15 protein-coding genes are annotated in these 13,941 nt (G+C 61.5%); 8 read left to right on the forward strand and 7 right to left on the reverse strand.

Annotated elements, in window-relative coordinates; translation table 11 throughout:
* Nucleotides 1–2: 2 nt before the first annotated feature.
* Nucleotides 3–857, reverse strand: a complete 855-nt coding sequence (locus NN484_RS07570; protein ID WP_127651763.1) for a MurR/RpiR family transcriptional regulator — start codon at nucleotides 855–857, stop codon at nucleotides 3–5.
* Between the two features lie 310 nt (nucleotides 858–1,167).
* Here NN484_RS07570 and NN484_RS07575 point away from each other — a divergent pair, with 310 nt between their 5' ends.
* Nucleotides 1,168–1,758 (forward strand): histidine phosphatase family protein, encoded by a 591-nt coding sequence (locus tag NN484_RS07575; protein ID WP_174823803.1) that lies wholly within the window; start codon nucleotides 1,168–1,170, stop codon nucleotides 1,756–1,758.
* Entirely contained in the window at nucleotides 1,758–2,513 is a 756-nt protein-coding gene (gene cobF / locus NN484_RS07580) for a precorrin-6A synthase (deacetylating) (protein ID WP_127651762.1), read from the forward strand. Before NN484_RS07575 ends, cobF begins: the two co-directional genes overlap by 1 nt.
* A gap of 105 nt (nucleotides 2,514–2,618) precedes the next feature.
* On the opposite strand, the gene ftrA is transcribed toward cobF, so the two are convergent.
* Nucleotides 2,619–3,593 (reverse strand): transcriptional regulator FtrA, encoded by a 975-nt coding sequence (ftrA, locus tag NN484_RS07585; RefSeq protein ID WP_274658814.1) that lies wholly within the window; start codon nucleotides 3,591–3,593, stop codon nucleotides 2,619–2,621.
* A gap of 102 nt (nucleotides 3,594–3,695) precedes the next feature.
* Here ftrA and NN484_RS07590 point away from each other — a divergent pair, with 102 nt between their 5' ends.
* The 4 genes from NN484_RS07590 to NN484_RS07605 all read left to right on the forward strand — a co-directional run bounded on the left by NN484_RS07590 (nucleotide 3,696) and on the right by NN484_RS07605 (nucleotide 7,446).
* Complete coding sequence (locus NN484_RS07590; RefSeq protein WP_274658815.1) at nucleotides 3,696–4,124, forward strand: rhodanese-like domain-containing protein; 429 nt, start codon at nucleotides 3,696–3,698, stop codon at nucleotides 4,122–4,124.
* Between the two features lie 342 nt (nucleotides 4,125–4,466).
* On the forward strand, nucleotides 4,467–5,246 hold the full coding sequence (locus NN484_RS07595; protein ID WP_127651759.1) for an ABC transporter substrate-binding protein: 780 nt from the start codon (nucleotides 4,467–4,469) through the stop codon (nucleotides 5,244–5,246).
* A gap of 200 nt (nucleotides 5,247–5,446) precedes the next feature.
* Nucleotides 5,447–6,559 carry a M14 family metallopeptidase gene (locus NN484_RS07600; RefSeq protein WP_274658816.1) on the forward strand — a complete coding sequence of 371 codons (1,113 nt, stop codon included), beginning with the start codon at nucleotides 5,447–5,449 and terminating at the stop codon, nucleotides 6,557–6,559.
* A gap of 170 nt (nucleotides 6,560–6,729) precedes the next feature.
* On the forward strand, nucleotides 6,730–7,446 hold the full coding sequence (locus tag NN484_RS07605) for an alpha/beta hydrolase (RefSeq protein ID WP_215502639.1): 717 nt from the start codon (nucleotides 6,730–6,732) through the stop codon (nucleotides 7,444–7,446).
* A gap of 3 nt (nucleotides 7,447–7,449) precedes the next feature.
* On the opposite strand, the gene NN484_RS07610 is transcribed toward NN484_RS07605, so the two are convergent.
* Nucleotides 7,450–8,016: a DcrB/PsbP domain-containing protein gene (locus NN484_RS07610; RefSeq protein ID WP_127651756.1), complete on the reverse strand. Its 567-nt coding sequence runs from the start codon at nucleotides 8,014–8,016 to the stop codon at nucleotides 7,450–7,452.
* A 75-nt stretch (nucleotides 8,017–8,091) separates the two neighbouring features.
* Nucleotides 8,092–8,886, reverse strand: a complete 795-nt coding sequence (locus NN484_RS07615; RefSeq protein WP_274658817.1) for a hypothetical protein — start codon at nucleotides 8,884–8,886, stop codon at nucleotides 8,092–8,094.
* A 147-nt stretch (nucleotides 8,887–9,033) separates the two neighbouring features.
* Between NN484_RS07615 and NN484_RS07620 the strand changes: the two genes are divergently transcribed.
* Both NN484_RS07620 and NN484_RS07625 read left to right on the forward strand, forming a co-directional pair.
* Nucleotides 9,034–9,570, forward strand: coding sequence for a chalcone isomerase family protein (locus tag NN484_RS07620; RefSeq protein WP_127651754.1), 537 nt, complete (start codon nucleotides 9,034–9,036; stop codon nucleotides 9,568–9,570).
* Between the two features lie 140 nt (nucleotides 9,571–9,710).
* On the forward strand, nucleotides 9,711–11,030 hold the full coding sequence (locus tag NN484_RS07625) for an Nramp family divalent metal transporter (protein ID WP_215502641.1): 1,320 nt from the start codon (nucleotides 9,711–9,713) through the stop codon (nucleotides 11,028–11,030).
* A gap of 226 nt (nucleotides 11,031–11,256) precedes the next feature.
* On the opposite strand, the gene NN484_RS07630 is transcribed toward NN484_RS07625, so the two are convergent.
* Genes NN484_RS07630 through NN484_RS07640 form a run of 3 tightly spaced genes read right to left on the reverse strand, consistent with a single transcriptional unit; the run spans nucleotide 11,257 to nucleotide 13,840 of the window.
* On the reverse strand, nucleotides 11,257–12,438 hold the full coding sequence (locus NN484_RS07630; protein ID WP_215502642.1) for an acetyl-CoA C-acetyltransferase: 1,182 nt from the start codon (nucleotides 12,436–12,438) through the stop codon (nucleotides 11,257–11,259).
* 11 nt (nucleotides 12,439–12,449) lie between these two features.
* A complete protein-coding gene (locus NN484_RS07635) occupies nucleotides 12,450–13,115 on the reverse strand; it encodes a CoA transferase subunit B (RefSeq protein WP_127651751.1) in 666 nt (221 codons plus the stop codon).
* A 26-nt stretch (nucleotides 13,116–13,141) separates the two neighbouring features.
* On the reverse strand, nucleotides 13,142–13,840 hold the full coding sequence (locus NN484_RS07640) for a CoA transferase subunit A (RefSeq protein WP_127651750.1): 699 nt from the start codon (nucleotides 13,838–13,840) through the stop codon (nucleotides 13,142–13,144).
* Between the last annotated feature and the right edge of the window lie 101 nt (nucleotides 13,841–13,941).

Genomic DNA, 13,941 nt, shown 5'->3' on the forward strand with positions numbered 1-13,941 from the left:
CCTTATTTATCCTCCAGCAGGTGGGTGTTGAACTCGTTGCGCATGGCGTCGATGCCTTCCAGGCGATCGGCCAGATCGGGGCTGCGCAGGGTCAGGCAGGCAATCAGCGCCTCGACCTGGGCCAGTGCCGGCACCATGGTGTCGAACGGCGAGGCCGATTCCACCGGGGCGCTGATGATCAGGTCAGCGAGTTCTCGCAGCGGCGAGGCATAGATGTCGGTGAACAACACCACCCGGGCGTTGCGGCTTTTTGCGGCACTGGCCACGCGCAGGGCCTGGGTCTGGTAGCGGCGATAGTCGAACAGCAGCACAACGTCCTGGCGTTGCAGGTCGAACAAGCGATCGGGCAGTTGCGCGTTGTCTTCCAGGGCAAAGCAGCCGGGGCGCAGCAGGCGCAAGTGATTGAGCAGGTAATGGGCCATCAGGCTGCTGAAACGCCCGCCGAAGCAGTAGATCTGGTGCCGTGTATCAAGCAGCCAGTCCAGCAGAATGCGCACGTCTTCAGGCTGGGTCAGAACCTGGGTTTCCACCAGCAGGCGCTGGCTGTCGGCCAGATAATGGCCCCAGGCATCGTCCTTGTTCAGGTGCGAACGCGGTTGCAACAAGGTGCTTGGCGAACGCAGGCGGTGGTCCATGTCGCTGAGCAGGGCGTCCTGAAATTCGGCATAACCGCCGAATCCGAGTTTCTTCACCAGCCGCACGATGGTCGGATCGCTGACGCCGGCGTGTTCGGCCAGACGCGCCATCGGACCCAGGCCGTTGCGTGGATACTGGTCGAGCAGGGCGCGAATCACTTTGCGCTCCGACGGCGTCAGTTCCAGGTCGGGATCGGTGATCAAGTCTCTTAGAGGGGGCATCCGGGCTCCTGCTGGATGAAGAGGTGTTGAATTCGTTTCATAATCCGTTAAAACAGTATTTATGTAACTCAGGTTACATGTCTAGTGAATTTTTAGCGCTCGCGATTCAGCGTTTAAATAACGTGAGAGCCCTGTGAAACAAGGGCTACACCGATGTCGCCGACCCTTGTAGTCCATTGCCCATTGGTGTGTGAGACATTGCCGTTTTTTCCCATTCAGCAGGTCGGACGTAAAGCTTGCGAGATCCCCTGAGACGCCCGGTTTGCGGCACAATTGCCGCAAGACCGGCGGTTTGCCGCCGATTCAACTGATGTTCATCGAGTGCAATCCTGTGCAGTCCACCCGTTTGACTTTGATTTGCCACGCTCGAACCGTCGCACAGAAATTGGCGTGTTTTCCTACGAACGAGCCTGTTGAAAAACAGCCATTGGCGCTCGATGTGTTGGCGAAACAGTTGGGTAGCGCCACTCGCTTGTTGTGCGGGCCGGAATTGCGTACGTGCCAGACCGCCGAGTGGTTTGGGGCGGTGCCGCAAGTGGACGAAGCGCTGCGCGATTGCGATTGGGGGCGCTGGCACGGGCGGGCGATCAAGGATCTGCAACTGAGCGAGGCCGAGGCGTTGCAGGCGTGGATCAACGATCCGCAGGCGGCCCCCCATGGTGGCGAATCGGTGAGGCAATTGGGCGAGCGGGTCGCCGCGTGGCTGCACACTCTGCAAACCACGCCGGGGCATATCGTAGCGATCACCCATCCGTTCGTGATGCGTGCTGCCGTGATGCAGGTGGTGCAGGGCGCCGCATTTAACGCGATGGATGTTGAACCGCTGTCAGTGGTCGAGTTGCGGTTCAACGGGATCTGGCGGCTACGCTTGCCGGGTATCGATCTTGCGGGAGCACAGTGATGAAACGATTGCTGGTCATCGGCATCGGCGCCGGAAATCCCGACTACATCACGATGCAGGCGGTGAAGGCGCTCAACCGGGTGGACGTGTTCTTTCTGATGGACAAAGGCCGGAGCAAGGACAAACTGCTCGACCTGCGTCGGGACATCTGTGAACGCTACATCACCAATCCTGCTTATCGATTTGTCGAAGCCCACAGCCCGGAGCGCGAGCGCGGCGACGTGGACTACACCCGCGCGGTCGAAGATCTGAACCGCGCGAGGCAGGAAACCTTCGTACGCCTGATCGATGAGCAACTGTCTGACGGCCAGTGCGGCGGTTTCCTCGTGTGGGGCGACCCGGCGCTGTACGACAGCACCATCCGTATCCTGCAGGCGATTCTGGCGTCAGGCCGCTGTGCCTTCGAATACGAAGTGATCCCCGGCATCACCAGCGTTCAGGCCCTGGCTGCTCAACACAAAGTGCCGTTGAACACCATCGGCCAGCCGATTGAAATCACCACCGGCCGGCGCCTGGCGGCAGGGCAGGTGAGTGACACCGACAGCCTGGTGGTGATGCTCGACGCCGAAGATGCCTACCGTCGTGTGGCGGATGAGGAGACCGAGATTTACTGGGGCGCCTACCTGGGCACGCCGGATGAAATCCTGATTCGCGGCAAGCTCAAGGATGTGGCGGAGCAGATCGAGCGCACGCGCAAGGCGGCGCGGGCTGCGCATGGGTGGATCATGGATACCTATCTATTGCGCAAGCCGTAGGTTTTTTGTGGCTGGACTGGCCTCTTCGCGAGCAGGCTCGCTCCCGCAGGGGGACGCATTTCAAATGTGTGCGAGCCTGCTCGCGAAGGGGTCATCACAGCCACCTCAGGAAATCGCTTTGACCCCACGCCCAAACCGCTCCCGATACACCGACGGCGGCACCCCGACCACGCTGCGAAACGCCACGCGAAAGCTTTCCACCGAACGGTAACCACAGCGCTGGGCAATCTGCTCGGTGTTGTGTGCGGTGCTCTCCAGCAGTTCCCGTGCCCGGGCCAGGCGTTCGTGTTGCAGCCAGGCCTTGGGCGATTGCCCGCTGGCCTCGGTGAAACGCCGCAGAAAGGTGCGCTCACTCATCGCCGCTTCGCTCGCCAGATCGCGCACTTCCAGCGGTTGGTGCAGGCGCTCGCGAGCCCACTGCATCACCCGCGACAGATCATTGCGCGGTGTCGGGCTGACCGGCGTGGGGATGAATTGCGCCTGGCCGCCGGTGCGTTGCGGCGACATCACCAGTCGCCGCGCCACCGAATTGGCGACCTGGGTGCCGAAGTCCCGGGCCACCAGATGCAGGCAGGCATCGATCCCGGCGGCGCTGCCCGCCGAGGTGATCAATTGGCCGGCGTCGACGTACAGCACGTCCGGATCGACCGCAATCGCCGGGAAGCGTCGCGCCAGTTCATCGCTGTAGCGCCAGTGCGTGGTCGCACCGTGGCCATCGAGCAAGCCGCTGGCGGCCAGCACGAACACCCCGGAGCAGATCGATAACAGCCGCGCACCCTGGGCGTGGGCCTGGCGCAGAGCCTCAAGCAATGCCGGTGGCACCGGAGCCTCGCGGTCACGCCAACCGGGAATGATGATGGTGCGCGCCTGCGCCAGCAGCTCCAGGCCTCCGTCGGCCAGGACGTGGATGCCGCCCATGGCGCGCATCGGCCCTGAGTCCACGGCGACGATGCGGTGCTGGTACCACGGGAACTCGAACTCCGGCCGGGCGAGGCCGAAGATCTCCACGGCAATCCCGAACTCGAAGGTACAGAGGCCGTCGTAGGCCAGAATCGCGACCAATCCAGGTGACTCAGGCATTTGGCGGAAAACTCCCGGTGAGTGTCTTGCGCGCCACTGTAGCGTCAAGTGCCGGGCCGATAAAGTCTGTTCACACCCCAACCGATACAGGAGCTACACAGCATGACCAGCCTGGTTCGCGAAATGCCTGCTGCACCGTCGGCGATTGCCCTGATGCACTTCAGCAACCGTCTGACGTTTGAAACCGATTGTTCCGATGTGTACAGCAGCCAGGAGGCCGGTGAAGTCGATTTTGTGCTGGTCGATGTGCGCGGTCCGCTGGCGTTCGAACGTGGTCATGTGCCGGGCGCCATCAACATCCCGACCCGCTTGCTGACCGCCGAAGGCCTGGCGGATTACTCGAAGAGCACGCTGTTCGTGGTCTATTGCGCCGGCCCGCACTGCAACGGCGCCAACAAGGCAGCGGTGAAACTGGCGGCGTTGGGTTACCCGGTCAAAGAGATGATCGGCGGCGTGACCGGATGGCTGGATGAGGGCTTTACCCTGAGCGTCGTACAACCCGCCAAAACCCCCATCGCCTGCGAATGCTGAAAATGCTTTTGTAGGAGCTGCCGCAGGCTCGGGCCGCGTTCGGACGATCTTTTGCTCTTGTTCTTAAAAACAACGTCAAAAGATCGCAGCCTACGGCAGCTCCTACACGGTAATTTTTGTTGTTTTCAAAGATTTGTCCTACAGCCTTTGCACCATGTCGGCGCACCATTGATCCCGGTCAACGAGTGCGCCGATGATATGTAAGTATTTGTCGCATAAACACAATTTACCCTGTGCGCGCCGCCATAGACTGCCGTCCACTTCGGTTTTTGCCGTTAAATGGCCATGACCGAACGCCAATCGAAAGCTGCCAATAAAAGCCTCCGCACACAGGAGTAATAAATGAAGAAGCTAGTGATGTTCGGTGCCCTGGCACTGTCGATGTTGTCCCTGACCGCTGTGGCTGCAGACGCCAAGCCGATCCGCCTCGGGATCGAAGCCGCTTACCCGCCGTTCTCGATGAAAACCGCTGACGGCAAACTCACCGGGTTTGACGTCGACATTGGCGATGCCCTGTGCAAGCAGATGGACGTCAAATGCGTGTGGGTCGAGCAGGAGTTCGATGGTCTGATCCCGGCACTCAAAGTGAAGAAGATCGACGCGATCCTGTCCTCGATGACCATCACCGACGACCGCAAGAAGAACGTCGATTTCACCATCAAGTACTACCACACCCCGGCGCGCTTCGTGATGAAGGAAGGCTCCGGTGTCAAAGACCCGCTGACCGAGCTCAAGGGCAAGAAAGTCGGCGTGCTGCGTGCCAGTACCCACGACCGCTACGCCACCGACATGGCCAAGGATGCCGGGTTTGAAGTGGTGCGTTACGGCTCGCAACAGGAAGCCAACCTCGACATGAAGTCCGGCCGTCTTGACGCGATTCTGGCCGACTCGGTCAACCTGAGCGACGGCTTCCTGAAAACCGACGCCGGCAAAGGCTTCGAATTCGTCGGCCCGACCTACGAAGACGCCAAGTACTTCGGTGGTGGTGCCGGTATTGCGGTACGCAAGGGTGATACCGAGCTGGCCGAGAAATTCAACAAGGCCATCACCGAAATCCGCGCCAATGGCGAATACAAAAAAGTCCAGGACAAGTACTTCGACTTTGACGTGTACGGCCATTAATACGCCGTAGGAAAAAAGTGGCCCCGTGCAGACGGTGGCCACTTTTTTTGTGCTCTGATTCATAGGAGAACCCTGTAGGAGTGAGCCTGCTCGCGATAGCGGTTTAACATTCAGCCACTTTAGTGCCTGACAAACCGCTATCGCGAGCAGGCTCACTCCTACAGGGGATCTGCGTGATCCAGCCATTCAGGAGTTTTCTCATGCAACGCATCGACCATGTTCTGCCCTGGAGCCATCTGGGTAGCGAACGTTCCCTCAGCGTATTTCGTTACGGCGCGGGCAGCCGCAAGGTGTATATCCAGGCCAGCCTGCACGCCGACGAGCTGCCGGGCATGCGCACCGCGTGGGAACTGAAACAGCGCCTCAACGAGCTGGAACAGCAGGGCCGTCTGCAAGGTGTGATCGAGTTGGTGCCGGTGGCCAACCCGATCGGCCTCGATCAGCACCTGCAAGGCAGCCACATGGGCCGCTTCGAACTGGGCAGCGGCAAGAATTTCAACCGCGCGTTTGTCGAACTCAGCGCACCGGTGGCGGCGCGGATCGGCGAGCGGCTGGGCAGCGAAGTCGAGGCCAACATTGCGCTGATCCGCCAGACCATGGGTCAGGTGCTTGATGAGCTGCCAGCCCCGGCCTCGCAACTCGAAGCGCTGCACCGCTTGTTGCTGCGCCACGCCTGCGATGCCGACATTACCCTCGATCTGCATTGCGATTTCGATGCGGCGATCCATCTCTACGCGCTGCCGCAACACTGGCCGCGCTGGCAATCCTTGGCGGCGCGACTGAAGGCCGGCGTGGCGTTGCTGTGCGAAGACTCTGGCGGCAGTTCGTTCGACGAATCGTGCTCGGCACCGTGGTTGCGTCTGGCGCGAACGTTCCCGAACGCGGCGATTCCCCCGGCCAACCTCGCCACCACTCTGGAACTGGGCAGCATGGGCGATACCCGGGTCGATCAGGCCCAGGCCAATTGCGAAGCGATTCTCGGGTTTCTCGCCGAGCAGGGCTTCATCGGCGGCGAATGGCCGGCGGCGCCGCAGGAATGCTGTGAAGGCATGCCGTTCGAAGGCACCGAATACCTGTTCGCACCGCACCACGGTGTGGTCAGTTTCCTGCGCAATGCCGGGGAGTGGGTCGAGCAGGGCGATGCGCTGTTCGAGGTGGTGGATCCGCTGAATGACCGCCTCACCACGGTCCGCGCCGGTACCAGTGGGGTCTTGTTTGCGATCGATCGCGGACGTTACACCCAGCCGGGAATCTGGCAGGCCAAGGTGGCGGGGCGCGAGCCGATTCGGGTGGGCAAGCTGATCAACGACTGAGGGATCTTCTTTGGATTTTCCGGCCTCATCGCGAGCAGGCTCACTCCTACATCTGGAATGCGTACCCCTGTAGGAGTGAGCCTGCTCGCGATAGCGCTCTCGCCAACCCCACTATCTTCAGGCAAGTGTTAGGCTCCCCCCGAACCCGACACCCTGTGAAGGAAGGCTTTATGTTGAAGGCGTTTGCCCTGTTAACCCTCCTGGCGTCCAGCGCCGTCCACGCGCAAACCACGCTGCAAAGCGACTTGCCATTGAAGTACATCGAACAGGTTCACCCGGACGCGGACGCCCGGCCGCTGGTGATTTTCCTGCACGGTTACGGCAGTAACGAAGCCGATCTGATCGGCATGAAGTTCCAGCTCCCGGCGCAGTACAACTACCTGTCGGTGCAGGCACCGCTGGCGTTGGGCGAAGGGCGTTTCCAGTGGTTTCGCAAGAAAGGCGAAGGGGCCTACAACGGGGAGACCGATGATCTGAAGGCCAGTGGTCAGAAGTTGCGGGCGTTTGTCGCGCAGGCAGCGAAGAAATATCACACCAGCCCGGACAAGGTGTACCTGATCGGCTTCAGCCAGGGCGCGATGATGACGTACGAGCTGGGCTTGCGTCCGCCCGTGGCGGTCGGCGGCATCGCGGCGTTGAGCGGACGGCTGTTGCCGGTATTGAAAGCCGAGCTCAAGGCCGAGCAGCAACCGTTGCCGCTGAAGATCTTCATCGGCCACGGCACCGCCGATGATCGGGTGCCGTACCACGACGGCACCGAGGCCAATGCGCTGCTGCAAAAACTCGCCTACACCCCCGAGTTTCACGCCTATCCCGGCGTTGGCCACAGCATCAGCGCCGCCGAACTGCGGGACTTGAACGCCTGGCTGCAGCAGCTCAATCCGTGACGATCATTTGTCCTTGAGGATGGTTTTCACCAGCGCCTCGTGACCGCTCTTGTCGCTGGCCCGGGAAATCACCTGGACCAGCGCCATGCGCTTGCCGGACGCTGCGAGCAGGGTGGTGTTGAGCGTCTGACCACCGCCCTGGGTGGCGGTGCTGTCGACCTGACGCACACCGAGGCCGCTGCTTTTCTGGGTCAGGCTTTTTTCGCTGAGCTTGTTGAAGTCCGGCAGGGCCTTGCGCTGGTCATCGATGAAACTCGCCAGACTGCCGTCGAGAAACTCATTGTCGTTGTCCTTGACGGTGGTGCCGCCGGCGATCTGATTTTCCGCCGCGATGACCACGGTCTTGGTGGCCTGATTGGTGTACATCGTGCCCTTGGCACCGGTCGGGCCGGCGGGCAACGGGTCGGCGGTGAAGCCTTTGGGCAGGACGAAGGTGAACTTGCCGTCGAGCATCGACACGCTGTTGGTCGAGGCTTTTTCCTTGGCCTTGGCCGCCTGGGCATTGATGGCGCCGAAGCCGGCGACCGCCGCCAGCAACAGGACGACGGCTTTCTTGCTGAGCAATGACATGTGAATCTCCGAGGGATGGTCGCGCCAGGGCGGCGATGATCCCACGGAGCGTGCATGGCATTCCAGCGCGGTTTGTCAGGCGCTCGCGTCAGCCTTGGGGTGGCGGGCCTTTGCCGGGGCTGGCCGGGCCAGCAGTTTGCGGGTGACCCCGAGCATGGCCAGCGACACCGCCACACCGGCGATGAATCCGCTGAGACCGAGGCTTGGCAGGGTCAGCGCCGACACCAGGCAAAACGCCGAAAACGAGTACATCCCGGTGGCCGTTGCCCGCAGCAATGCTGCGGTAAATGCCGGGCCGCGTGTCTGCTGGGAGAACACCGCCATGACGCTGCCGAGCACCGGGAACACCGCGAGCAGACCGCTCCAGCGTTCGCCCACGGTACTGGCGAGCATCGTCACCAGCAGCGTCAGCGCTGCCCCGGCAATCATCCGCCAGAGCAGTTTGTCCGACTTCGGGGCCGGGCCATTCAGCACCGGTTGCACCTGGGGGAACAGGTACGGCGCCGCCAGCAGGGCCGTGGCTGCCGCCGCGACCGAGAACGGCAGCGACAGCGGAATCAGCGACAGCACCAGCGCCAGCACCGCCCACACCGCCAGGGAAATCGTCAGCGCCCACGGCCAGTTTGCCCGCTGCGCGACCTGCGCATAGGTGGCGCAGAACGCGATCATGGCGAACATCGCCGACAGCGCCGCGACCGCCGATTGCGCGGCAAACGGCGCCCCCTGTTCGATGGCGAGGAAAAACAATATCGGCCCGACCACCACCGGCAACCCCGACAACCACCCGGCCACGCTCGGCCCCCAGCGCTTGCCGGCGAGGGAAATCAGCAGCAGAAAACCGGGGATCAGCAGCAGTTTGAGCATCAGCACGCGGGTGGCTCCGTCGGGTGAGAGAGGGCCACGTTAGCATTGCCGCTGGTCGATTGCTGCATTGTTCGGCATGAATTGTATACAACGTGCTGGCGCTGATCGCCGACTATGCTCTGAGTATCAGGGTTTACCGGAGTCGATGCCGCGATGAGCAAACCATCGAAGGTGGTGCGTGGGTGTTGTGGCATCGGCTTGTGGGCGCTGTTACTGACGCCGACCTGGGCCAATTGGCAGGACGCCGTGCCCGGCGCGCAGGTCATCGGTACCGGCGATTTCAGTGTGTTCGGTTTCGACGTGTACAACGCGCGGTTGTGGAGCGCGGCACGCCCGTTGTCGACCGAACAGCCCTTTGCCCTGGAGTTGATCTATCGGCGCAAGATTTCCCGTGATGATCTGGTGCAGGCCAGCGTCGACGAAATCAAACGCCTGGCCGGCACTGGCGTCAGCCCGGCGCAACTGGCCGCGTGGCAAGTGCAGATGCAGCAGTCGTTCGTTGATGTGCAGGCTGGTACGCGAATCACTGGCGTGTACTTGCCGGGGCAGGGCGCACGGTTTTTTGTCGGTCAGCAGTTGCAGCATGAAATCGATGATCCGCAGTTTGCCCGGGCGTTTTTTGATATCTGGCTGGATCCGCGCACGCGCAGTCCCGAGTTGCGTCAGCAATTACTGGGTATGAGCCATTAAAGTCAAAAGATCGCAGCCTGCAGCTCCTACATTGGGATGTGTCCTCTGTAGGAGCTGCCGCAGGCGGCGATCTGTTGATCTTCAAGGCTGGCGCTGAAACGTCTAAGCTGCGCCTTTCGAACCTGTTTCTGGATGTGTGCGTGAAATTCAGCTTACCCAAAATCGCCACCGCGCCGTTTTGTCCGCCGGAAGTGGCCGGCAGTGTCGCGGTTGACCCGAACGCCTCGTTCTTCAAACGCGCACTGCGCTTCGCCGGTCCAGGGTTACTGGTGTCGATCGGCTACATGGACCCGGGCAACTGGGCGACCGCCATCGAGGCCGGTTCGCGCTTTGGGTACAGCCTGCTGTTTGTGGTGCTGCTGGCGAGTCTGGCGGGGATGGTCGTGCAGTGCCTGTGTTCGCGCCTGGGCATTGCCACCGGCCGCGATCTGGCGCAACTGTCCCGCGAGCGCTACAGCACCCCGACCGCGCGCCTGCAATGGGTGCTGGCGGAAATTTCGATCATCGCCACCGATCTGGCAGAAGTGCTCGGCTGTGCCTTGGCCTTTCACTTGTTGCTCGGTTGTTCGCTGACCTTCGGCATCGCCCTGACCGCCTTCGACACACTGCTGGTGCTGGCCCTGCAGAACCGTGGTTTTCGTCGCCTGGAAGCGATCATGCTGGTGCTGGTGGCGACCATTGGCGTGTGTTTCTTCGTCGAACTGGTGCTGATCAAACCCTACTGGCCGGAGGTGTTCGCCGGCTTCAAACCATCGCTCTCGGCAATCAGTGACGCGGCACCGTTGTACTTGGCGATCGGCATCCTCGGCGCGACGGTGATGCCGCATAACCTCTACCTGCACACCTCGATCGTGCAGACGCGGATGATCGGCAAGGACCTGGCGAGCAAGCAGGACGCGGTGAACCTGGCGCGCATCGACACCATCGGTTCGCTGGCCCTGGCGCTGCTGGTCAACGCGGCGATCCTGATTCTGGCAGCGGCTGCCTTTCACCAGTCCGGGCATACCGACGTGGTCGATATTCAGGACGCCTATCACCTGCTCGATCCGCTGGTGGGCGGTGCGCTGGCGAGTGTGCTGTTCGGCGTGGCCCTGCTGGCGTCGGGGCAGAGCTCGACGTTCACCGGGACCATCGCCGGACAGGTGATCATGGAAGGCTATCTGAACCTGCGGATTCCCTGCTGGCAGCGGCGTTTGATCACCCGCGGGCTGGCGCTGATCCCGGCGTTTATCGGCGTGTGGCTGATGGGCGACAACGCGGTGGGCAAGCTGCTGGTGTTGAGTCAGGTGGTGTTGAGCCTGCAACTGCCGTTTGCGCTGTACCCGCTGATTCGCATGACCAGCGACAAGCAACTGATGGGGCCGTTTGTGAACCGGCTGCCGACCCGGGTGCTGGCGTGGGGCTTGTTTGCGGTGATCAGTGGGGCGAATGCGTGGCTGATTCTGCAAATGGCGGTGTGACTGAGGGTTTTGTGGCGTCTGAATTGGCCCCATCGCGAGCAGGCTCGCTCCTACATTTGGAACGCGTTTCCCTGTAGGAGTGAGCCTGCTCGCGATAGGGCCAGCCGATTCAAAGAAGATTTTGAATGGACAAAAAAAGACCCGGTGCAACGCAAGTCGCACCGGGTTTTTGTTGCCAGCGAGCAGTGGATGTCGTGGATCCGCCACCCGCCGTTGAACTCGTTGTTTAAGTGCGTTCCAGCGCCAGCGCCACGCCCTGACCACCGCCAATGCACAAGGTCGCCAGACCTTTTTTCGCATCACGCTTGATCATCTCGTGCAGCAGGGTCACCAGCACGCGGCAGCCCGACGCACCGATCGGGTGACCGAGGGCGATGGCGCCGCCGTTGACGTTGACCTTGTCCAGATCCCATTGCAGATCCTTGGCCACCGCCAGCGATTGTGCGGCGAAGGCTTCGTTGGCTTCGATCAGGTCCAGTTGGCCGATGTTCCAGCCCGCCTTGTCCAGGCAGCGGCGGGTAGCGGAAACCGGGCCGATGCCCATGATCGCCGGATCAACGCCCGCATTGGCATACGCGGCGATTTTCGCCAGCACTGGCAGGCCCAATGCTTTGGCTTTTTCTGCGCTCATCAGGATCACCGCAGCGGCGCCGTCGTTCAGCGACGAGGCGTTGCCGGCGGTGACGCTGCCATCCTTCTTGAACGCCGGGCGCAGTTTTGCCAGGGATTCGGCGGTGGTGTCGCCACGCGGTTGTTCATCGACCTTGAACGCCACCGGGTCGCCTTTGCGCTGTGGAATCAGGATCGGGGTGATCTCATCAACGAAGCGACCCGCCTCAATCGCGGCGGCCGCTTTCTGCTGCGAGGCCGCGGCGAAGGCGTCCTGCTGCTCGCGGCTGATGTCGTACTTGTCGACCAGATTTTCTGCGGTGATGCCCATGTGGTAATCGTTGAACGCATCCCACAGGCCATCGCTGATCATGGTGTCGACCATTTGCGCATGGCCCATGCGCAGACCGGTGCGCGCACCCGGCATGACGTAGTTGGACAGGCTCATGTTTTCCTGACCGCCGGCGATGATCACGTCAGCGTCGCCGCAACGGATCGCTTGCGCGCCCAGATGCAGGGCTTTGAGGCCCGAGCCGCAGACCTTGTTCAGGGTCATGGCCGGAACGGCGTGGGGCAGGCCAGCTTTGATGGCGGCCTGACGCGCCGGGTTCTGGCCGGCGCCGGCGGTCAGTACCTGGCCCATGATCACTTCATCGACCTGCGCACCGTCCAGGCCGGTCTGCTCGAGCAACTGGCGGATCACCGCCGCGCCCAGATCAACCGCGGACACGCTGGCCAGGGAACCCTGGAAACTGCCGATCGCGGTGCGCGTGGCGGCAACAATTACGACGTCTTGCATCTTCGAATTCCTCACTGGGCAGTGAACTGCATTTCCGGTACGTGATCCGGGACGATCAGTTTACCAGCGGTTTTGGCGACGATTTCCTCGACGCTGACGCCAGGTGCGCGTTCCTTGAGGACAAAAGCGCCATTTTCGATTTCCAGATAGGCGAGGTCAGTCAGCACCCGCTTGATGCACCCGGCGCCAGTCAGCGGCAGGCTGCACTTGGACAGCAGCTTGGACTCACCGTCCTTGGACGCGTGGGTCATGATCACGATGATGTTGTCGGCGCCAGCCACCAGGTCCATGGCGCCGCCCATGCCCTTGACCAGCTTGCCGGGAATCATCCACGAGGCGATGTTGCCTTCGACGTCGACTTCGAACGCGCCCAGCACGGTCAGGTCGACATGACCGCCACGGATCATCGCGAAGGATTCGGCGGAGTTGAAGATCGACGCGCCGATGCGTGCGGTCACGGTTTGTTTGCCGGCGTTGATCATGTCGGCATCAATGGTTTCTTCAGTCGGAAACGGACCCATGCCGAGCAGGCCGTTTTCCGATTGCAGCATGACTTCCATGCCTTCGGGAATGTAGTTGGCGACCAGGGTCGGAATGCCGATGCCGAGGTTCACGTAAAAGCCGTCCTGCATTTCGCGGGCGACGCGCTGAGCCATTTGTTCGCGGGAAAGTGCCATGTTGTTGTTCTCCGTCTGGGCTTGAGTTATTTGCGGATGGTGCGCTGTTCGATGCGTTTTTCGAACGTGCCGCAAATGACCCGGTCGACGTAGATGCCGGGGGTGTGGATCTGCGACGGATCCAGCTCGCCGGGTTCGACGATTTCTTCGACTTCGACCACGGTGATCTTGCCGGCGGTGGCGGCCAGCGGGTTGAAGTTCTGCGCGGTGTGACGGTAGATGACGTTGCCGAAATGGTCGGCTTTCCAGCCTTTGACGATGGCGAAGTCACCGGTGATGGACTCTTCCATCAGGTACTTGCGCCCTTTGAACTCACGCACTTCCTTGCCTTCGGCGACCGGGGTGCCGACCCCGGTGGCGGTGAAGAACGCCGGGATGCCGGCGCCGCCTGCGCGCATTTTCTCGGCGAGTGTGCCTTGCGGGGTCAGGATGACTTCGATGTCGCCCTTGAGCAGTTGCTCTTCGAACAGTTTGTTTTCGCCAACGTAGGAGGCGATGACTTTGCTGATCTGGCGGTCGGTCAGCAGCACGCCGAGACCGAAACCGTCGACGCCACAGTTGTTGGAGACCACGGTGAGGTTGCGGGTGCCTTTGCGCTTGATCTCGGCGATCAGATTTTCCGGGATGCCGCACAGGCCGAAGCCGCCGGCGATCACGGTCATGCCGTCTTCAAGACCTGCCAAGGCTTCCTCGTAGGAATTCACGCGCTTGTCGAAACCTGCCATATGCACCTCTTTTATTGTTTGTCGGGCGGCTGGCTAGCCGAATGACTGGAGTGTCTCGCTGGAGGATATATTTGTTAAGTTGATTTTTAAGGTTGATTGAT

The sequence above is a fragment of the Pseudomonas serboccidentalis genome, from assembly GCF_028830055.1.
Classification (GTDB): Bacteria; Pseudomonadota; Gammaproteobacteria; order Pseudomonadales; family Pseudomonadaceae; genus Aquipseudomonas; species Aquipseudomonas serboccidentalis.